The sequence below is a fragment of the Micromonospora sp. NPDC047812 genome (assembly GCF_040704175.1).
Lineage (GTDB): Bacteria > Actinomycetota > Actinomycetes > Mycobacteriales > Micromonosporaceae > Micromonospora.
Genome location: NZ_JBEYRY010000009.1, coordinates 126008 through 145692, shown reverse-complemented (window position 1 = coordinate 145692; position 19685 = coordinate 126008). Strand labels below are relative to the sequence as shown.

The following is a 19685-nucleotide window of genomic DNA, read 5'->3' as shown; positions in this document are numbered from 1 at the left end:
GACGACCGTACCGAGCATGTCCGCAACGGTCACCGACCCACCGACCCGGCAGGTGCGGCACCTGGTGTCGATCCGTGACCTGACCGACGACGACCTCTACTCGATCGTGGCGCGGGGGGCGAGGTTCGCCGCCGGCGAGTCCGCCAGCCCGCTGGCCGACCGGGTGGTCGGCACCTACTTCGTGAAGACGTCGACCCGGACGCGGACCGCGTTCACCGTGGCCGCGCTGCGCCTCGGCGCGAAGACCATCCAGTACGGGCCGAACGACCTCCAGCTCAACACCGGGGAGTCCAGCGAGGACACCGGCCGGGTGCTGTCGGGCATGCTCGACGTGCTGGTGGCGCGGACCGCCGCCGACCCGGGGGAGATGCGCGACTGGTCGCGACAGCGCCGGATGGCCGTGATCAACGCGATGAGCGCCGAGGAGCACCCGACGCAGGCGCTGGCCGACCTGACCACCCTGCTGCGGCGCTTCGGCCGGATCGAACACCTGCGGCTGCTCTACCTGGGCGAGGCGAACAACACCGCGACCGCACTGGCCCTGGCGCTGACCCGCTTCCCCGGTGTCGAGCTGGAGCTGCGCACCCCGGCGGGGTACGGGCTGCCGGCGGAGATCGCGGCTGTCGCGCGGGCGCAGGCGGAGCGCTGCGGCGCCCACCTCGTCGAACGGCACCACATGGACGACCTGCCGGGTGACCTGGACGTCATCTACACCACCCGCTGGCAGACCACCGGCACCAGCAAGCCCGATCCCGACTGGCGGGTGCGCTTCGCCCCGTTCCAGGTGGACCGGGAGCTGTGGCGGCGCAGCCCGCACGCGGTGTTCATGCACGACCTGCCGGCGCACCGGGGGGAGGAGGTGACCGCCGAGGTCCTGGACGGGCCGGCGAGCATCGCCTTCCAGCAGGCGGAGAACAAGCTCTACAGCGCGATGGCCGTGCTCGACTGGTGCCGGGCCGCCCCCGCCGGGTCCGCGTCGTGAGCGCGGTCGGGCACCCGGCGGCCACGTCCCGGCAGCCGGGCCGCCTGACCGGCAACCGTGACTTCCTGCTGCTCTGGGTCGGCTCCGGGGTCTCCGCGTTGGGCTCCCGGGCCACCTCGATCAGCTACACCCTGCTGGTCTTCTGGTCGACCGGATCGGCCACGGCGGCCAGCCTGGTCACCTTCGCCGCGCTGCTGCCCAACCTGGTCACCCAGTTGCCGGCCGGCGCATTGGTCGACCGCTGGGACCGGCGCCGCACGATGGTCCTCTGCAACGTGGGGCGGATCGTCGCGATCGGCAGCGTCGCGGTCGCGGTCGCCCGCGACTCGGTGTGGCTGCCGCACCTGATGGCGGTCGCGTTCGTGGAGGCCAGCCTGGGCATCTGCTACGCCCTGGCCGAACGCGCCGCCGTGTTCAACGTCGTCCCGGCCGACCGGTACGGCGCCGCGACGGCGGCCAACGAGTCGCGGGCCAACGCGGCCAGCATCCTCGGTCAGCCGGCCGGCACCCTGCTGTACGCGCTGACCCGCTGGGCGCCGTTCGGCTTCGCCGTGCTGATGCACCTGGTCTCGCTGGTGACCCTGCTGTTCGTCCGGCGGGACCTGCAGGCGCCGAAGTCGCGGGCGGACGAGCCCGGTGGCCTGCTGGCCCGGATGCGGGAGGGCTTCGTCTTCGTCTGGGGCCAGACGTACCTGCGCCGCGCCCTCGGCCTCTTCGCGGCGAGCAACATCCTGTTCCAGGTGCTGGGCCTGGGCCTCGTGGTGATCGTCAAGAACCAGGGTGGCTCGCCACCCACGGTCGGGATGCTGCTGGTGGTGAACAGCGTCTTCGGCATGGCCGGCGCGATGACCAGCAACTTCTACCTGAGTCGGTGGGGGATCCGCCGGATCATCATGGGGGTCAACATCGCCTGGGCGGTGCTGATGCCGCTGATCGCGGTGGCGCCGCTGCTCGCGCTGGCGCCGGGACTCGTCGTCCTCGGCGCGATCTTCGCGTTGATCCACTATGGCGCCGGCATCAGCAACGTGGCCGGGATGCTGTACGTGCTCCAGAGCGCGCCCGACCACCTGCGCGGGCGGGCCGGCTCGATCGTCATGCTGCTCAGCTCGGGAGCCAACTCGCTGGGGGCGCTGTTCGCGGGCTTCCTGCTCGACTCGACGAGCATCACCAGGGCCATGCTGATCGTGGGCGGGGCGATGGGGGTGATCGCGGTGCTCGCGGTGCTCGGCTTCGGCGGTCGGGCCCGGGCCGAGGCGGAGCGGGCCGAGGCCGCCGAGCGGGAGCGGGACCGCGGCGATATGGACGGAATATAGCGGAGCGGCAGAGCCTGGGAGGGATCGCACGGCTTGGGACGGTGAGGAGCCCCGGAATGAACGAGCACGCGAGCTGGAAACCGTTGGAGATAACCCCGGAGAGCGCCGGCTGCGCGCCGAGCGCCGAGGGCCTGGTCGGCCACCTCCGCGAGCTGGACCTGGCGGCGGTCCTCACCGCCGAGAAGGCGCTCGTCTTCCGTGGCTTCGGCGTCCGGCCGGAGACCCTCGACCCGGTGATGGACCTGCTGCTGCCGAGGCGACTGGCGTACGTGCACGGCAACTCGCCGCGCACGAAGGTGGGCCGCAACGTCTACACCTCCACCGAGTACCCGGCCCGCTACACGATCTCGATGCACAACGAGCTGTCGTACGCCGCCCGGTGGCCGGCCCGGCTGCTCTTCTTCTGCCAGATCGCGGCCGAGACCGGCGGCGCGACCCCGGTCGTCGACGCCGCGCTGTGGCTCGACTCGCTGGACCCGCAGCTGCGCGCGGACTTCGCCGGCGGCCTGCGCTACCAGCAGAACCTGCACGACGGGATGGGGCTGGGCAAGAGCTGGCGGGAGACGTTCGAGACCGACAGCCGCGACGAGGTCGAGGAGTTCCTCGCCGGCGCCGGCGCCACCTGGGAGTGGACCGCCGACGGGCTGCGGGTGATCCAGCTCCGGCCGGCCACCCTCCGGCACCCCGTCACCGGGGCCGAGGTGTGGTTCAACCAGGCGGACCAGTGGCACCCGGCCGGCCTGGACGACGACATCGCCAGGGTGATGACCCAGGTGATGGGCCCGGACGAACTGCCCCAGTCGGTGACCTTCGCCGACGGCTCCCCGATCCCCGACGAGTACGTCACCCAGATCCGCGACCGGGGCCTGGAGGCCGCGGTCGACGTCGACTGGCGGGTCGGCGACCTGCTGCTGATCGACAACGTGCTGACCGCGCACGGCAGGCGTCCGTACACGGGCGACCGCCGGGTGCTGGTGGCGATGTCGGACTGACCGGCGCGACCGAGGAGATGCCCCAGATGTCCCCGCTCCGTCCGGCCGGCGGTGATCCCTGGCTGCGGGTGTTCCGGGGCGGCGCGCACGCGGGGCTGCGGTTGGTGTGCCTGCCCCACGCCGGCGGCTCGGCCGGTTTCTTCCAGGCCTGGGCGGGTTCGCTGCCGGACTCCGTCGACCTGCTCGCCGTGCGCTACCCGGGTCGGCAGGACCGGCTCGCCGAGCCGTGCGTCGACCGGATGGACCTGCTCGCCGACCGGGTCACCGAATCGCTCGCCCCGTACCTGGACCGCCCCCTCGCCCTGTTCGGCCACAGCATGGGCGCCTCGGTCGCCTACGAGGTGGCCGTCCGGCTGGAGGAGCGGCTCGGCGTCGTGCCGACCAACCTGTTCGTCTCGGGACACGGCGCACCGCACGTCACCCGGATCGACCAGCACCCCGACCACCTCGACGACGAGGAGTTCCTCGCCCGGATCGCCGCGCTCGGCGAGGTGGATCCGGTGGTCTTCCGCTCGCCGAAGCTGCGGGAGCTGGTCGTGCCGGCGCTCCGGGCCGACCTGCGGCTGATCCACGGCTACCTGCCGCGTCCGCCGCGGACGGTGTCCGCGCCGATCACGGCGTACCTCGGCACGGGGGATCCGGCCTGCGACCGGGAGTCGGTCTCCGCCTGGGCGGAGCTGACCACCGGTGGCTTCCGGCTGCGGGCGTTCCCCGGCGACCACTTCTATCTCGTACCGGCACGGGCGGAGCTGCTCGCGGACCTGAGCGCGCAGCTCGACGGCCGGCCGGGCGTACCCCGTGCCGCGGCACCCGTGGCCGCGCACCTGACCTGACCGGCACCGCCGGAACCGCACCGTGGAGGGCACATCGTGACCGCACCGGACATCGAGGCGACGCCGCAGCCGCTCGTGGACGTGGACCAGGAGCGCCACGCGCGCTTCCGTACCTCCTTCGAGGCGGTGACGGACTTCGGGCGACGGGTGCTGGCGGCCCGGTTGGCCGCCGCCGGCGTCCTGCCCGCCCCCGGGGCCACCGCCGGCCGGGAGGAGATCCTGGCCCGGCTCGCGGTGGCACCCGGCTACCAGCGGCTCGGCGACGCCCTGCTCGACCTGCTGGAACGCGCCGACCTGCTGCGTCGGCACGGCGACGGGCTCGCCGTCACCGCACGGGTCGCCGAGGCGGCCGGCTTCGCCGAGGACGACGCGGTCGACGCGTCGGCGGCGGCGCTGCGCCGGGAGCACCCGGAGGCCGCCGGATACGTGCCGCTGCTGGTCGCCTGCCAGAAGCAGCTGGTCGGGGTGGTACGGGGCGACCGGCCGGCGAACGAGGTGCTCTTCCCGGGCGGCACGGCCGACCTGGTCTCCGCGATCTACCGGGACAACGTCCAGCTGGACTTCTACAACCGGCTCTGCGCGGCGCGGGTGCGGGAGCACGTCCGGCAGTTCCTCCGGCGCTATCCCCGGTCCTTCGCCCAGGTCATGGAGGTGGGGGCCGGCACCGGCGGCACCACCGGGCCGGTGCTGGACGCCCTGGCGGAACGGGCGGAGCGGCTGCGGTACTTCTACACCGACGTGGGCCCCGCGTTCCTGCGGCTGGGGCGGCAGCGCTTCGGCGTCGGTCGGCCCCACGTCGACTTCGCCCGCTACAACGTGGAGGGCGCACCCGAGGACCAGGGCTTCGAACCCGGTTCGATGGAGGTCGTCCTGGCCAGCAACGTCCTGCACGCCACCCTGCGGATCTCCACCGCGCTGCGGCACTGCCACGCGCTGCTCAAGCCGGGCGGCATCCTGGTGGTCAACGAGATGACCAGCCGCCTCGACTACAACACGCTGACCTTCGGCCTGACCGAGGGATGGTGGCGGCACGCGGAGGACGAGCCGCGGGTGCCGGCGTCCCCGCTGCTGGACGTGGCGGGCTGGCGGGCGGCCCTGGGGCGGGCCGGCTTCGTCGACGTGCAGGCGCACGCCGTGCCCGGGCTCGACGCCGCCGAGCAGGTGCAGACGATGTTCGTGGCGACGGCCACGGGGGCGTCCGGGTCGTCCCGCTGACGCTCCGCCCCTGCGCGTACGCCCCCGACCGGGGCCGCGTCCGCCGGGCCGCGCCTCGCGGTCGCCGTGCGGTCGGGGCCCCGGTCCGGGCGCGCGCGACCCCTGCCGGCACGCGAACCGGTACGGGGACCCGGTAGGTCCTTGCCGGCACCCCTAAAAGTTCCGGCAAGATCTTTCGTTCGCGAATATTCGGTGATATCAATCTCGCACTCGATTCCTCTACCCCCGGAGTGCGACGTGCGGAGAACCCGTCTCGTTTCCCTCGCCCTGAGCCTGGCCACGGCTCTCGGCGTCAGCCTCACCCTGGCCGCGCCCGCCCAGGCCGCGCCCGCCGACCGCTACGTGGCGCTCGGCGACTCGTACGCCTCGGGCGTGGGCGCCGGCAGCTACACCAGCGAGAGCGGTTCCTGCCAGCGCAGCACCAACGCCTACCCGGCCCTGTACGCCGCCAACATCAAGCCCGCGTCGTACCGCTCGGTCGCCTGCTCCGGCGCCACCACCACCAGCCTGATCAACACGCAGCTGTCGGCGCTCAGCTCCACCACCACCCTGGTCAGCGTCACGGTCGGCGGCAACGACGTCGGCTTCGCCAACATCATGTCCACCTGCGTGCTCCAGGGCACCACGCAGTGCGTGGCCGCCGTGCAGGCCGCTGAGGACAAGGCCCGCGCCCAGCTGCCCGGCCTGCTGCGCAACGTCTACAACGGCATCAAGACCCGGGCGCCCTCCGCCCGGGTGGTGGTCGTCGGGTACCCGGTCTTCTACCAGCTCGGCACCGTCTGCGTCGGCCTGAGCGCCACCTCGCGGGCGAAGATCAACGAGGGCATCAACCTGGTGGACGACATCACCCGCACCGCCGCCGTCGCCGCCGGCTTCAAGTTCGCCGACGTGCGGTCGCAGTTCGTCGGGCACCAGCTGTGCAGCTACGGCGAGAAGTGGCTGCACGCCCTCAACTACACCAACCTCGGCGTCTCGTACCACCCGACCGCGGCCGGCCAGTCCGGCGGTTACTACCCGGTCTTCCGCTCCGTCGCGGGCTGACCGGCGCGCTCTGGCGTCCGGGCGGTCCCGGTCCCGCCCCCCTCGGGGCCGGGAGCGCCCAGGGCGGGAGGACGGGGCACGGTCGCCCGCTCGGCGTCCGTGCCCCGTCCGACCATCCGGCGTTCCGGTCGACGCGACGCCGGACGGCCGGAGCGACCCGGGCGAGGGTGCCGGGGCCGCCCCGGTCAGCACCGGACGATCGTGGAGTTGCTCAGCCCGACGTTGCTGATGGTCAGGTCGTCCGCGCAGGGGTTCTCCACGATCCGGCTGTTCACCAGGGTGAAGTTGCGCAGCGTGATGTCCCGGTTGCCCGGGAACTCGCTGCGCTCGGCCAGCCGCACCTCGCCGCCGCCGCTGATCGTGCCGCCCCCGGCCGCGATGTCCACCCCCTGGCAGTTCTCGATCAGGATCGCGTTGTTTCCGGTGTTGGCTATGTCCACCCGGTCGATGGTGGCCCCGCCGGACTCGGAGACGCAGAAGATCCCCCGGCCGCCGCCGCGCGCCCGGACGGTGCCCACCCGGACGTTGGTCGGGTAGCCCGAGCCCACGCGCCCGTTGCGGTTGGCCATCCGGAAGGCGGCGTACCCGGTGCCGGCGCCGGCGTTCTCGGCGTCCACGGTGGTGACCGTGGCGTTGATCGTCTGGTTGAGCAGCAGGCCCGACTCGCCCACGTCGCGCGCCGTGACGGTGCCGATGGTCAGCCCGTCCACGCCGTACGTCTCGACCGCGTGGGAACTGGCGCCGGAGACGTACGCGCTGTCGATGCGGACGTTGCGGCTCCACTGGCTGGTGTCCCCGCGGTTGTCGATCCGGATCCCGAGTCCGCTGCCGAGCCGCATGTCGATCCGGCCGAGGACGACGTCCGTGACGTTGCGCAGGAAGATCCCGTAGAGCGGGGTGCCGGTGACGGTGAGGTGCCCGACCTCGACGTGGCTGGTGCCGCGGGAGTAGATGGGCGCCTGGTCACCGCTGCCCGAGCCGGTGACGTTGATGGTGCCGCACACGTCGATCGCGGTGTAGCTGGGCAGGGAGATCCGTGAGCCGGCGCTCATCGAGCCGGAGCCACGGACGACGACGCGCTGCTTGCTGGTCCGCCCGGCGCTGAGGCTGTTCACCGCGGCCTGGACGGCGGCGCGCATGTCGCTGCCGGTGTAGAGCGTGGTGCCGCCGTTGCGGGCGGTCCAGGTGCCGCCGCTGAGCACCGCCTCGGCCTGGAACGCGCCGCTGCCGCAGCCGCCCCCACCAGAACCGAGGTTGATCAACTGCCACTGTTGGTTGGCACCGCCGAGGTCCTGGTACTGCGAGATCATCGCGCCGTCGGCGGTCGACCACTGCCACACGTCCAGCGCCTTGTTCGAGTGCCGGTTGACGAGGCGGACGTGACCGCCGTCGGAATCGGCGAGCCGGAAGTGCTGTCGGGTGTTGCCGCTGGCGGCGGTGTTCTGGACGAGCTGGATCCCGTCGTCGGCGTTCGGCAGCTCCAGCACCTTGCCGCTGTGCACCGAGCGGATCTGGTGGTAGCCGCCACCCACGTCGACGAACCGCCACTGCTGGACGGCCAGGTCGTTGCGGGTGAACTGGTTGACCGGCGCGCCGTCCGCGGTGGACCAGCCCCACAGGTCCATCGCCTTGCCGCTGTGCCGGTTGACGAGGACGTAGCTGGCGCCGGGGTCGACCGTGGCCGCCTCGGCGGAGCGCGGACCGACGACCACGGCGGCGCCGAGCAGCGCCAGGACGGCCGTGGCCACCAGCGGGAGCCGACGGCGGTGGATGGGTCTGGTGGTGGTGGGTGTCATGGGGCTCCTTCGGAGAGCTGTCCGGCGGGGGATGGCGTCGTCGCGGCCCGGCGTCAGATCCACCCGAATCTATGGCTTTAGTAATGGTAAGCGCTTTCCCTCGGCTCGGCGGAAGTTCGCCCGCGCGGCTCGGTCCACCGGTCCGCCGCGTTCCCGAGGGGCGGGCGCGACCGGCCCCCACCTGGCCGGCGTCGGCCGAACGGGGGAGTGCGGGTAACGGTCGGGTCACGAGGGATTCCCACGAGTTTCATCTCGGCCTACTGTGCGAGGCAGGAGGTCAGACCTCCTTCCTCCTACCTCTTAACTGGGCGAGGTGAGCTGGCACGTGCAGGAAGTTGCCCCCCGCTACGACGGATACCGGTCGTTCGACTACCTGGAGCCCCGGGTCGACTACAAGGTCTTCGAGCTGGCACCGCAGCTCGGCCGGGTACCCGAACACGACCTCGGCCTGACCGACGAGCAGCGCGGCAGGGTCTCCCGGCTACTGCGTGACCATGTGGCGATCTCGCTGCATGAGCACCCGAAGATCCTCCCGGCGGACGTCTCGCAGCTGCGCGACTACAACCGCACCGGCCGCAACTCCTTCGGTTTCGAGGGGCTCGCCCGCTCCGGGATGACCGCCGTGTTCGACAACTTCATGAACGGCACGGGCTGCGTCACGAGCGAACACGCCTGGAAGTGGGACGACGTCATCTACGACATCGGCCTGCGCTTCGCCGACGTCGCCAAGCAGGACTACGTGGTGGTGGCGACCACCCTGGAACAGATCCTCACGGCCAAGCGGGAGGGGCGGCTCGCGCTGGTCGCCGGCCTGGAAGCGGCCACGATGATCGAGAACGAGCTGGACCGCATCGACATCCTCTACGGCTTCGGCGTGCGGCAGATGGGCATCGCCTACAGCCAGGCGAACATGCTCGGCAGCGGGCTCTCCGAGCGGGTCGACGGTGGATTGACCCACTTCGGCCGGCGGGCGGTGGACCGGATGAACAAGCTCGGCATCGCCATCGACGTGTCGCACTCGGGTGACCGGACGTCGCTGGAGGTCGTCGAGGCGAGCCGGGTGCCGGTGTTCATCACCCACGCCGGGGCGCGGGCGGTCTGGAACACGCCGCGGATGAAGTCGGACGAGGTGATCCGGGCCTGCGCCGAGCGGGGTGGGGTGATCGGCATCGAGGCGGCGCCGCACACGACCCTCTCCGCCGCGCACCCGCACCACTCGATCGAGTCGGTGATGGACCACTTCACCTACTGCGTCGACCTGGTCGGCATCGACCACGTCGCCTTCGGCCCGGACACCAACTTCGGTGATCACGTCGGGCTGCACGACAGTTTCACCCAACACCTTGCGATCGGGCAGGCACACGGCGCGGTGGACCATCCCCGGGTGCCCTACGTCTCCGGCATGGAGAACCCAGCGGAGTGCTTCAGCAACATCGTCGGCTGGCTGGTCAGTCACGACTACTCCGACGACGAAATCGCCAAGGTCATCGGCGGCAACATCATTCGGGTTCTTCAGGAGGTCTGGTGAGCACGTCCAACAACCGCCGCCCCGGCCGCTGGCGCATCGCCGCCGCGATCGGCGCGGTGGTCGCGATCGGCCTGGCCGGCTGCGGCCTCAACGAGGGCAACTCGTCCTCCGGCGACACGTCCGGTGGCGCCTCGGTGCTGCGCATCGGCACCACCACCGATGTTTCCAACTTCAACCCGCTCCAGTCGCTCAGCAAGACCGACTCCTGGATCCTCAACGCGATGTACCCGCACCTGCTGCGGATCGACGAGAACGCCAAGAAGGCGCCGGAGCTGGCCAAGGAGTACACCTACGAGGACGGCGGGAAGACCGCCGTGTTCAAGCTGCGTGACGACTTCACCTGGACCGACGGCAAGCCGGTCGTCGCCGAGGACGTCCAGTTCAGCGCTGAAATGATCATGAAGTACAAGCTGGGCAACGTCGCCGCCAAGCTGACCTGGGTCGAGTCGATCGAGGCGCCGGACGCGACCACGGTGAAGTTCAAGCTGTCCCAGCCGTACGCGCCGTTCGCCGAGGGCGTCGGCTTCTGGATGTCGATCGTGCCCAAGCACATCTTCGAGGGCGCCGGCGACCTGTCCAAGTTCGCCAACGACTCGAACTGGGTCGGGGCCGGGCCGTTCGTGCTGGAGAGCGCCACCAAGGGCCAGCGCTACGTGATGAAGCGCAACGACAAGTACCCGCTGGCGCCCGGCGGCAAGGCGGCCGTCAGCCAGGTCGAGTACCGCATCTACCCGGACGTCAACACGATGATGCTGGCGCTGCGCAACGGCGACATCGACATGATGGGCACCCCGGTGCCCGCGTCGGCGGCGAAGACGTTCGAGAACGACGAGAAGATCAAGCTCAACAAGGTCGGCGCGCTCGGGTTCGCGCACCTGACGTACAACATGAACAACAAGGACCTGGCCAAGCAGGAGGTCCGCCAGGCGCTCTCCATGTCGGTCGACACCAAGGCGATCATCTCCGCCGTGCTCCAGGGCGACGGGCAGCAGATGGCCGGGCCGATCTCGCCGATCTTCTCCGACTACGACAACACCGACCTCCAGCCGTACGCGTTCGATCCGGCCGGGGCGAAGGCGAAGCTTGCCTCGGCGGGCTACCGGGACGGCAACGGCGACGGCTTCTTCGACAACCTCTCCCTGGGGGTGGCGTGCGACCAGTCGAACGCCAACCTGACCCGGGTGGTGCAGCTGTTCCGGGAGAGCGCGGCAAAGGCCGGGATCAAGCTGGAGAACGAGTGCGTGGAGCGCAACACGTTCCTGTCCCGCACCAAGAGCGGTGAGTACGACATCGACGCTTCCCAGTGGGGTGTCTTCGACAACCCGATGGACCAGCTGCGGAGCACCTACCTCTCCAGCAACCCGGGTGGCATCAACTACAACCTGCTCAAGTCGGACGAGATGGACCGGCTGATCAACGACGCGGCGGCCACCACCGACCCGGCGGCCTTCGCGCAGAAGATCAAGAACATCGACCGGGTGGTGCACGAGCAGGCATACCTCACCCCGCTGTACGTGGAGAACTTCCAGTTCGCCTACAACGCCAGCAAGTTCACCGGCTTCGTCGCGTCGCCGTCGGACCTGCTCGGCATGGTCACCGCGTACTCGTTGGCGCAGGTCAAGCCGGCCAGCTGACGGCGGGCTGACGAAGAAGGGAGGGGTCCCCGTGGCACGCTTCGTGCTCAGCCGGGCGCTGAAGGCCGTCCTGACAATCTGGATCGCGATCACCGCGACGTTCTTCCTGCTCCGGCTGCTCCCCGGGGACCCCACGACCCTGATGGTCGAGGGGGACATGACCCCGGAGATGCAGGCCGCGCTGCTCAAGACGTACGGCCTGGACCGGCCGCTGTCCGAGCAGTACGTGTCGTACCTGCGCGAGTTGACCCAGGGCAACCTGGGCATCTCGTTCCGGCAGATCCAACCGGTCACCGACATCCTGGTCGAGCGGCTGCCATGGACCCTGCTGCTGGCCGGCACGGCGTTCCTGCTGACCATCGCGGTCGGCATCCCGATCGGGGTCTACGCGGCGGTGCACCGGGGCCGCTGGCCGGACCGGGTGCTCCAGGTGCTCGGCATCGGCGGGCACGCGCTCTTCGTGCCCAGCGTCGCGATGCTCCTGATGGTCTACCTCGGTGCCAGACTCGGCTGGTTCCCGATCGGCGGGGCGATCGACCCGGACACCCGGGGCGTCGGCGCCTACCTGAGCCTGGCGCACCATCTGGTGCTCCCGGTGCTCTCCCTGGTGCTGGTGCAGCTCGGCCCGTACGCGCTGACCCTGCGCACCAACATGCTCGAGGTGCTCGGTGAGGACTACATCCGCGCCGCCCGGGCCCGTGGCCTGTCCACCCGGCGCCGGGTGTGGAAGCACGGGCTGCGCAACGCGATCCTGCCGGCGCTGACCCTGATGGGTCTGCAACTGGGCACGCTGGTCGGCGGCGCCGTGCTCACCGAGACCGTGTTCGCCTATCCCGGCGTCGGTCGACTGATCTTCGAGGCGGTCGGGCAACGGGACTACCCGGTGCTCCAGGGGGCGTTCATCATGCTCGCCGTCACCGTCGTGATCGCCAATGCCCTCACGGACCTGCTCTACGCCGTCCTCAACCCCAGGATCCGGCTGTGAGCGCGGGGAGCGGGCGGCGCGGCGCGGCCCCGGTGGGACGCGACCGCGCCGGGATACCAGACGCGGCGGGGCGGAGCCCCGCGGTCGTGACGGAAAGGGTGGTCCGATGAGCGCGCCGGTGTTGACCGAGCAGACCGTACCGGTCCGGGAGGCCGCCGTGGTGCCGGCCTGGCGCAGTTACCTGCGGCAGCCGTCGGCACTGATCGCGGTGCTGGTGCTGGTGGTGATGGTGGTGCTCGCGCTCGCCGCGCCGCTGATCGCCGACGAGCCGGGCGGCACCAGCGCCGACGTGCTCCAGTCTCCGTCCGGCGGGCACTGGTTCGGCACCGACGACCTCGGACAGGACATCTTCGCCCAGGTGGTCTGGGGCACCCGGACCAGCCTGGTGATCGGCGTCGCGGCCTCGCTCATCGCGCTCGTGCTCGGCGCCGCGATCGGGCTGGCCTCGGCGTACTTCCGGCCGGTGGACGCGGTGGCCACGGTGATCACCGACGTCATGCTGGCCCTGCCCACCCTGCCGCTGATGATCATGTTGGCGGCCGTGGTGAACCCGAGCGTCTGGACGCTGACCGTCATCATCGGCGTCTTCGCCTGGCCCGAGGTGGCCCGGCTGATCCGCTCGCAGGGCCTGGTGGTGTCGGCGATGCCGTACATCGACGGCGCCCGGGTGCTGGGGGCCCGCGGCTGGCGGATCGTCACCCGGGAGATCCTGCCGGCGGTCATCCCGCTGATGGTGGTCAGCGTCCTGCTGACCGCCTCCCGGGCGGTCATCTCCGAGGCCGGCCTGAGCTTCCTCGGCCTCGGCGACCCGGACGCCTGGTCCTGGGGCCGGATCCTGCTCAACGCCCAGCGCAGCGGCGTGGTGGCCATCGCCTGGTGGCAGACGCTCTTCCCGTCGCTGGCGATCCTCTTCCTGGTGCTCGCCGCGACGGTCGCCGGGATGCGGTTCAACGACGTTCGTGACCCCCGCCGGAACGGAGGCTGACCCGATGCGGTTGCCCGACACCTTCTACGCCACCGTCCGGGCCCGGCTCGGCGACGCGCTCGCCGAGCGCGACCTGGACGGCTTCCTGGCCACGACGCCGGCCGACGTGGCCTTCCTGGCCGGCTTCTTCTACATCGCCACCGAGCGACCCGTCTACCTCTGGATGCCGCGCGAGGGCGACCCGCTGCTGGTCATCCCCCGCCTCGACGAGGAGTACGCGGCCCAGCAGGAGATCACCGTCGAGACGGTCAGCTACGCCGAGTTCCCGGGCGTGGTCACCCCCGAGGAGACCCTCGCCGCCGCGCTCTCGGGCCGTCGGGCCCGGCGGATCGGGGTCGGCGCGGGCCTGACGATCGGCGCCCACGACAAGCTGACCCGGGCCATCGGCGGCGTCAGCCTGGTGACCACCGACGCGGTGGCCCGGCTGCGGCTGTGCAAGTTCCCCGAGGAGGTCCCGCTGCACGAGGCGGCGGCGCGGATCTGCGACGAGATGCTCGCCGCCGGCCGGGAGCTGATCGCCGACGCGCTGGCCCGGGGCACGGAGCTGCCCCGGGAGGACGAGATCGCCCGGCACGTCATCGGCTACGGCACCGATCGGATGTACGCCGACTACGACCGGGTCGTCTACACCACCAAGCTGGCCGGCGGGCTGGTCTATGCCGGGCCCAACTCGGCGCTGCCGCACGGGTTGCCGACCCGGCGGCGCGTCCGGCCGGGCGACACGTTGATCCTCTCGCTGGGCGCGGCGGTGGCGAGCCGGTTCGTGGAGAGCGAACGGACCTTCGTCATCGGTGAGCCCACCGCCGAGCAGCGCCGCTACTACGAGGCGGACCGGGAGGCCCAGCACGTCGGCACCGAGGCGATGCGCGTCGGCCGCACCTGCGCCGAGGTCAACCGGGAGTGCCTGGACGTGCTGCGCGGGCACGGCCTGGGTGAGTACATCCGGCACCGGCAGGGCCACGGCATCGGGTTGCAGAACCACGAGGCGCCGTGGGTGGAGGACGGCGACGACACCGTCCTCGCGCCCGGCATGGTGCTCTCCAGCGAGCCCGGCGTCTACGTGCCCGGCCACGCCGGCTACCGCATCTCCGACACCGTCCTGGTCACCGACGCCGGGCCGCGCCGGCTGACCCGTTACCCGCGCGATCTCGCGTCCAACGTCATTGAGGGGGTCCGATGAAGATCAACGGTGCCGAGCTGGTGGTCGAGGCGTTCGGCCCGGAGGACGGGCCGGCGATGATCGTGCACCACGGTGCGCCCGGCCTCGGCTCCCGGTCGGAGCCGAAGCGGTCGTTCGGGCCGTTCGCCGACCGGATGCGGGTCATCGTCTTCGACGCCCGGGGTTCGGGGGAGTCCAGCGACGACGAGCCCTTCACCCACGAGCAGTGGGTGGCCGACGTGGACGCCATCCGGGAGCACTTCGGCCACGAGAAGATCGTGATGGCCGGCGGATCCTACGGGGGCTTCATCGCGCTGGAGTACGCGATCGCCCACCCGGACCGGGTCTCCGCGCTGATCCTGCGGGACACCGCCGCCGACACCGCCCACGACCACCTGGCCGTCGAGCGGGCCCGCAACACCGACCGGACGGTGATCCCGCAGTGGGCCATCGACCGGATCGGCACCGGTCGGTTCGAGAGCGACGACCAGCTCCGGGACTACTGGCGGGCGATCCTGCCGCTCTACGACCACCAGCACGACCCGGCCAAGGACGCGGCCCGGCTCGCCCAGACCCGGTTCCACTACCGGACCCACAACGCCGCGTTCGGGCAGAACATGCCGCGCTACGACCTGAAGCCGAAGCTGGCCGGCATCACCTGCCCGACGCTGGTCGTCGTCGGGCGGCACGACTGGCGTACCCCGGTGGCGGCGTCGCAGGCGATCGCCGACGGGATCCCGGACGCGCGGCTGGTGGTCTTCGAGAACTCCGGGCACTCCCCGCAGTTGGAGGAGCCGGAGCTGTTCCAGCGGGTGGTCCGGGACTTCCTCGACGAGGCGGGGATCCGCTGATGGACCCGCTGCTCCAGGTCACCGACCTGCACGTGTCGTTCCCCGGGGGCACTGGGCCGGTGCACGCGGTCAACGGCGTCTCGCTGACCCTGACGGCCGGGCGCACGCTGGCCATCCTCGGTGAGTCCGGGTCGGGCAAGAGCGTCACCGCGCAGGCGGTGATGGGCATCCTGGACGTCCCGCCCGCCCGGGTCACCGGCTCGGTCACGCTGCGCGGCCGCGAGTTGCTCACGCTGGAGCCGAAGCAGCGCGACCGGGTCAGCGGCGAGGAGATCGGCATGGTCTTCCAGGACGCGATGGCCGCGCTCAACCCGGTCTTCACCGTCGGCGACCAGCTCACCGAGCTGCTGCGGGTCCGTCGTGGACTGTCCCGGGCCGACGCCCGCCGCCGCGCGGTCGAGCTGGTCGACCGGGTCCGCATCCCGGCGGCGGGGGACCGGGTACGCGACTACCCGCACCAGTTCTCCGGCGGCATGCGGCAACGCATCATGATCGCCCTGGCCATCGCGCTGGAACCGGCCGTGCTGATCGCCGACGAGCCCACCACCGCCCTGGACGTGACCGTCCAGGCGCAGGTGATGGAGCTGATCGCGGAGATCCAGCGGGACAGCGGGATGTCCCTGCTGCTGATCACCCACGACCTGGGCGTGGTGGCCGAGGTGGCCGACGACGTGGCCGTGATGTACGCGGGGCGGATCGTCGAGCGGGGCACCGTCGAGCAGATCTTCGACGGTCCGGCCCACCCCTACACCGAGGGCCTGCTCGCCTCGATGCCCCGTGTCGACCGCCGCGACGAGCAGCTCTACGCCATCCCGGGCGCCCCGCCCAATCCCGCCCGGCTGCCCACCGGCTGCCCCTTCCACCTGCGCTGTCACCGGGTCACCGACGAGTGCCGGACCGCGCTGCCCGCGCTGGAGCCGCTGCCCGCGGGCCGTGCCAGCGCCTGCCACCACCACGCGGAGGTGCTGCATGCCACCCAGCGATGACGTCGTGCTCCGGGTCGACAACCTGGTCAAGCACTTCCCGGTCAAGGGCCGGGTGCCGCTGCGCAGCGGCGGCGTGGTCAAGGCCGTCGACGGGGTCTCCTTCGACCTGCGCCGGGGGGAGACCCTCGGTGTGGTCGGCGAGTCCGGCTGCGGCAAGAGCACCCTGGCCCGGATGCTGGTCGGGCTGGAACGGCCCACCGCCGGCGAGGTGCGCTTCGGCGACGCGGTGGTGCACCGGGCCCGGGGTCGGGAGCTGCGCGCACTGCGTCGCCGGATCCAGATCGTGCTCCAGGATCCGTACACCTCGCTCAACCCGCGCCGCACCGTCCGGGAGATCCTGCTCCAGCCGTACGAGATCCACCCCGACGTGCTGCCGAAGGCCCGCCGGCTGGACCGGATCCGGGAACTGCTCGACCTGGTCGGCCTGGACGGCAGCCTGCATCTGGACCGCTACCCGCACCAGTTCTCGGGCGGTCAGCGCCAGCGGATCGGCATCGCCCGGGCGCTCGCCCTGCAACCCGACGTGATCGTCTGCGACGAACCGGTCTCCGCGCTCGACGTCTCGGTCCAGGCCCAGGTCGTCAACCTGCTGGAGCGGCTCCAGGAGGAGCTGGGGGTGGCGTACGTCTTCATCGCCCACGACCTGTCGGTGGTGCGGCACATCTCCGACCGGGTCGCGGTCATGTACCTCGGCAAGCTGGTCGAGACCGGCCCCGGCGCGCCGCTGTACGACCAGCCCCGCCACCCGTACACCAAGGCGCTGCTGTCGGCGGTGCCGGTGCCGGAGCCGGCCCGGCGCGTGCAGCGGCAGCGGATCCTGCTCGCCGGCGACCCGCCGAGCCCGGTCAACCCGCCGTCCGGCTGCCGCTTCCGGACCCGCTGCTGGCAGGCCACGGATGCCTGCGCCACCACCGAACCGCCGCTGGCCGGCGCCGAACACCCGGTCGCCTGCCACTACCCGTTGGCCGCCTGACGCGCCCGACGCCGTTCCACTGAGGAGTGAGTGAGCCTTGCTGCAGAACCCTGCCCCGCGGTACCAGGGACACAAGTCGTACTCGTACCTGGAGCCGCACTCGGACTACCGGGAGTTCGCTCTGGCCCCGGAGATCGGCCGGGTGCCGGAGTACGACCTCGGCCTGACCGACGCGCAGCGGCAGCGGGTCACCCGGCTGCTGACCGAACAGATCGCGATCTCGCTGCACGAGCACCCGGTCATCCTGCCGCAGGACGTCCGTGAACTCCGGGCCTACAACCGCACCGCCCGGCAGCGCACGGGTTACGAGGGGCTGGCCCGCTCCGGGCTGACCGCCGTGTTCGACAACTTCATGGCCGGGGCGTCCTGCGTCACCAGTGAGAACGGCTGGAAGTGGAACGACCTGGTCTACGCCCTCGGGATGCGGCTGAGTGACCTCTACAAGCAGGACTTCGTGGTGCTGGCGACCTCGCTGGCCGACATCCACGCGGCCAAGCGGGACGGCCGGCTGGCCCTGGTCGCCGGCCTGGAGTGCAGCAGCCCGATCGAGAACGAACTGGACCGGATCGACATCCTCTACGGCTTCGGCGTCCGGCAGCTCGGCATCGCCTACAGCCAGGCCAACATGCTCGGCGGCGGGCTGTCCGAGCGGGTCGACGGCGGGCTGACCCACTTCGGTCGGCGGGCGGTGGACCGGATGAACAAGCTCGGCATCGCCATCGACGTGTCGCACTCCGGCGACCGGACCTCGCTGGAGACGATCGAGGCGAGCCGGGTGCCGGTCTTCATCACCCACGCTGGGGCGCGGGGGGTCTGGGACATCGCCCGGATGAAGTCGGACGAGGTCATCCGGGCCTGCGCCGAGCGGGGTGGGGTGATCGGCATCGAGGCCGCCCCGCACACCACCCTGTCGGCCGCACACCCGCACCACTCGCTCGAGTCGGTGATGGACCACTTCACGTACTGCGTCGACCTCGTCGGCATCGACCACGTCACGTTCGGGCCGGACACCATGTTCGGCGACCACGTCGGCGTGCACAACGTCTACGCCGGCAACTACGCGCACGACGCCGGCAAGCGACCCGAGCACCCCCGGGTGGAGTACGTGGCCGGTGTGGAGAACCCGGGCGAGGCGTTCGGCAACATCGTCGGCTGGCTGGTCAAGCACGACTACTCCGACGACGAGATCGCCAAGGTCGTCGGGGGCAACACCATCCGGGTGCTCGAACAGGTCTGGTGACCGGGGCGCGGGTCCCGGGTCGCCGGGCCCGTGGGCGCACGACGACTACTACTACACTCCGTACGGCCGCAGCGGCGCGGCGCGGAGCGAAGAGGTGAAGGTGGATGGCTCGGCGTGAGACCGCGCTCCAGACCGCACAGAGCCGGCTGATGGAGCTGATCGGCAGCGAGTTCCGGCCCGGGGACAAGCTGCCCAACGAGCGTGAGCTGGCCGATCTGCTGGAGGTCAGCCGGGCCACCGTCCGGGAGGTCCTCGGCCAGCTCGCCGCCGAGGGCGTGGTGAAGCGCACCTGGGGCATCGGCACGTTCGTGCACGAGCCGGCCGGCCGGGTGCCGGTGTCGCTCGGCGACGTCACGGCCCTACGGGACCGGATCACCGCCTCCGGCCACCGCCCCGCCCTCACCGACGCCAAGGTCAGTCGGGCCACCTGCCCGGCCGACTGCGCGGAGGTGCTCGGCCTGGCCCCGGGCGACCCGGTGTGGCGGGTCGACCGGCTCTTCGCCGTCGACGAGGTCCCGGCGGTGTGGATCTGCGACCACCTGCCGATGCGCGTCGCCGGGCACGACCTGGATCCGTCCGGGCTGGTCAGCATCGACCTGGACATGTTCGAGTTCCTGGCCAGCGCGACCGGCATGCCGGTGCGCCGGGCCGAGATCGAGTTCGCCGCCGTCCTCGCCGACGAGGTGGCGACGGCCCGGCTCGGGGTGTCGGCCGGGCACCCGCTGATCAGCGCCACCCAGATCGGTTACAGCGCCCAGGGCGTGGCGTTCTTCCACGGCCACATAACGGTCCGTACGGACGTGTTGACCCTGCGGATCAGCCGGGGCGGCTGACCGGCCCCCACGGCAGCACCGGGAAGCCGGCGCGGGGCCGACCGCTCACCGGGGTCGGCGATGGCACCGTGCGCGGTGCCGGCCATCGAAGCCGGTCGCGGTGACTCGCCGGTTCGCGGTGCCGTCGAGACATCGGCCGGCCCGTGCGTCGGGAATGGCTCGGCGCGCCCGCCGACCGGATCGACCGGGATTGGCTGGTAACGGCGTCCGTCAATGCCCCGCCGGGTGGGGCGACGCGCTGCGCGACACCGGCCCCGCCATTCCTCTCGCCGGTCATTGCGGTGTCGCGCCGGGCCGCGCGCGGTGTCTGGGCAGCGGTCCGGGGAATTCGCCCACCCT

17 protein-coding genes are annotated in these 19685 nt (G+C 71.5%); 16 read left to right on the top strand and 1 reads right to left on the bottom strand.

Translation table 11 applies throughout. The features are described from left to right. The first annotated feature begins 16 nt into the window (after positions 1-16). The 6 genes from AB0883_RS25965 (at position 17) to AB0883_RS25940 (ending at position 6376) form a co-directional block, all read left to right on the top strand. Complete coding sequence (locus AB0883_RS25965; protein ID WP_366643935.1) at positions 17-982, top strand: ornithine carbamoyltransferase; 966 nt, start codon at positions 17-19, stop codon at positions 980-982. After that, the gene (locus AB0883_RS25960; protein ID WP_366643933.1) at positions 979-2295 is read left to right on the top strand and encodes an MFS transporter; all 1317 of its coding nucleotides are present in this window, start codon (positions 979-981) and stop codon (positions 2293-2295) included. Before AB0883_RS25965 ends, AB0883_RS25960 begins: the two co-directional genes overlap by 4 nt. A gap of 56 nt (positions 2296-2351) precedes the next feature. Beyond that, on the top strand, positions 2352-3287 hold the full coding sequence (locus AB0883_RS25955; protein WP_121401351.1) for a TauD/TfdA family dioxygenase: 936 nt from the start codon (positions 2352-2354) through the stop codon (positions 3285-3287). Between the two features lie 26 nt (positions 3288-3313). Then, positions 3314-4120 carry an alpha/beta fold hydrolase gene (locus AB0883_RS25950; RefSeq protein ID WP_366643931.1) on the top strand — a complete coding sequence of 269 codons (807 nt, stop codon included), beginning with the start codon at positions 3314-3316 and terminating at the stop codon, positions 4118-4120. A 36-nt stretch (positions 4121-4156) separates the two neighbouring features. Continuing rightward, positions 4157-5335 carry a class I SAM-dependent methyltransferase gene (locus AB0883_RS25945; RefSeq protein ID WP_366643929.1) on the top strand — a complete coding sequence of 393 codons (1179 nt, stop codon included), beginning with the start codon at positions 4157-4159 and terminating at the stop codon, positions 5333-5335. 237 nt (positions 5336-5572) lie between these two features. After that, complete coding sequence (locus AB0883_RS25940) at positions 5573-6376, top strand: SGNH/GDSL hydrolase family protein (protein ID WP_121401354.1); 804 nt, start codon at positions 5573-5575, stop codon at positions 6374-6376. A gap of 185 nt (positions 6377-6561) precedes the next feature. Here the strand turns inward: AB0883_RS25940 and AB0883_RS25935 are convergent, their stop codons facing one another. Beyond that, positions 6562-8172 (bottom strand): RICIN domain-containing protein, encoded by a 1611-nt coding sequence (locus AB0883_RS25935; protein WP_366643927.1) that lies wholly within the window; start codon positions 8170-8172, stop codon positions 6562-6564. A gap of 325 nt (positions 8173-8497) precedes the next feature. Here AB0883_RS25935 and AB0883_RS25930 point away from each other — a divergent pair, with 325 nt between their 5' ends. From AB0883_RS25930 to AB0883_RS25885, 10 genes are all read left to right on the top strand, one after another. Beyond that, complete coding sequence (locus tag AB0883_RS25930) at positions 8498-9700, top strand: membrane dipeptidase (RefSeq protein ID WP_366643925.1); 1203 nt, start codon at positions 8498-8500, stop codon at positions 9698-9700. After that, the gene (locus AB0883_RS25925) at positions 9697-11334 is read left to right on the top strand and encodes an ABC transporter substrate-binding protein (RefSeq protein ID WP_366643923.1); all 1638 of its coding nucleotides are present in this window, start codon (positions 9697-9699) and stop codon (positions 11332-11334) included. Before AB0883_RS25930 ends, AB0883_RS25925 begins: the two co-directional genes overlap by 4 nt. A gap of 31 nt (positions 11335-11365) precedes the next feature. Further along, positions 11366-12319, top strand: a complete 954-nt coding sequence (locus AB0883_RS25920) for an ABC transporter permease (RefSeq protein WP_366643921.1) — start codon at positions 11366-11368, stop codon at positions 12317-12319. A 106-nt stretch (positions 12320-12425) separates the two neighbouring features. Next, a complete protein-coding gene (locus tag AB0883_RS25915; protein WP_366643919.1) occupies positions 12426-13304 on the top strand; it encodes an ABC transporter permease in 879 nt (292 codons plus the stop codon). A 4-nt stretch (positions 13305-13308) separates the two neighbouring features. Beyond that, positions 13309-14484 (top strand): Xaa-Pro peptidase family protein, encoded by a 1176-nt coding sequence (locus tag AB0883_RS25910; protein ID WP_366643917.1) that lies wholly within the window; start codon positions 13309-13311, stop codon positions 14482-14484. After that, positions 14481-15314 carry an alpha/beta hydrolase gene (locus AB0883_RS25905; protein ID WP_366643915.1) on the top strand — a complete coding sequence of 278 codons (834 nt, stop codon included), beginning with the start codon at positions 14481-14483 and terminating at the stop codon, positions 15312-15314. The genes AB0883_RS25910 and AB0883_RS25905 overlap by 4 nt, the downstream gene beginning before the upstream one ends. After that, complete coding sequence (locus tag AB0883_RS25900; protein WP_366643913.1) at positions 15314-16300, top strand: ABC transporter ATP-binding protein; 987 nt, start codon at positions 15314-15316, stop codon at positions 16298-16300. The genes AB0883_RS25905 and AB0883_RS25900 overlap by 1 nt, the downstream gene beginning before the upstream one ends. Then, entirely contained in the window at positions 16284-17273 is a 990-nt protein-coding gene (locus AB0883_RS25895; protein ID WP_366643911.1) for a dipeptide ABC transporter ATP-binding protein, read from the top strand. Before AB0883_RS25900 ends, AB0883_RS25895 begins: the two co-directional genes overlap by 17 nt. A gap of 37 nt (positions 17274-17310) precedes the next feature. After that, positions 17311-18513, top strand: coding sequence for a membrane dipeptidase (locus AB0883_RS25890; RefSeq protein WP_366643909.1), 1203 nt, complete (start codon positions 17311-17313; stop codon positions 18511-18513). Positions 18514-18617: 104 nt separating this feature from the next. Beyond that, positions 18618-19346 (top strand): GntR family transcriptional regulator, encoded by a 729-nt coding sequence (locus tag AB0883_RS25885; protein WP_366643907.1) that lies wholly within the window; start codon positions 18618-18620, stop codon positions 19344-19346. Positions 19347-19685 lie beyond the last annotated feature (339 nt).

What these genes read in the sequence shown, in the direction of transcription:
- AB0883_RS25965 (WP_366643935.1), top strand. Translation starts at nt 17, where the DNA reads ATGTCCGCAACGGTCACCGACCCACCGACCCGGCAGGTGCGGCACCTG.
- AB0883_RS25955 (WP_121401351.1), top strand. Translation starts at nt 2,352, where the DNA reads ATGAACGAGCACGCGAGCTGGAAACCGTTGGAGATAACCCCGGAGAGC.
- AB0883_RS25950 (WP_366643931.1), top strand. Translation starts at nt 3,314, where the DNA reads ATGTCCCCGCTCCGTCCGGCCGGCGGTGATCCCTGGCTGCGGGTGTTC.
- AB0883_RS25935 (WP_366643927.1), bottom strand. Translation starts at nt 8,172, where the DNA reads ATGACACCCACCACCACCAGACCCATCCACCGCCGTCGGCTCCCGCTG.
- AB0883_RS25915 (WP_366643919.1), top strand. Translation starts at nt 12,426, where the DNA reads ATGAGCGCGCCGGTGTTGACCGAGCAGACCGTACCGGTCCGGGAGGCC.
- AB0883_RS25910 (WP_366643917.1), top strand. Translation starts at nt 13,309, where the DNA reads ATGCGGTTGCCCGACACCTTCTACGCCACCGTCCGGGCCCGGCTCGGC.
- AB0883_RS25905 (WP_366643915.1), top strand. Translation starts at nt 14,481, where the DNA reads ATGAAGATCAACGGTGCCGAGCTGGTGGTCGAGGCGTTCGGCCCGGAG.
- AB0883_RS25900 (WP_366643913.1), top strand. Translation starts at nt 15,314, where the DNA reads ATGGACCCGCTGCTCCAGGTCACCGACCTGCACGTGTCGTTCCCCGGG.
- AB0883_RS25895 (WP_366643911.1), top strand. Translation starts at nt 16,284, where the DNA reads ATGCCACCCAGCGATGACGTCGTGCTCCGGGTCGACAACCTGGTCAAG.
- AB0883_RS25885 (WP_366643907.1), top strand. Translation starts at nt 18,618, where the DNA reads ATGGCTCGGCGTGAGACCGCGCTCCAGACCGCACAGAGCCGGCTGATG.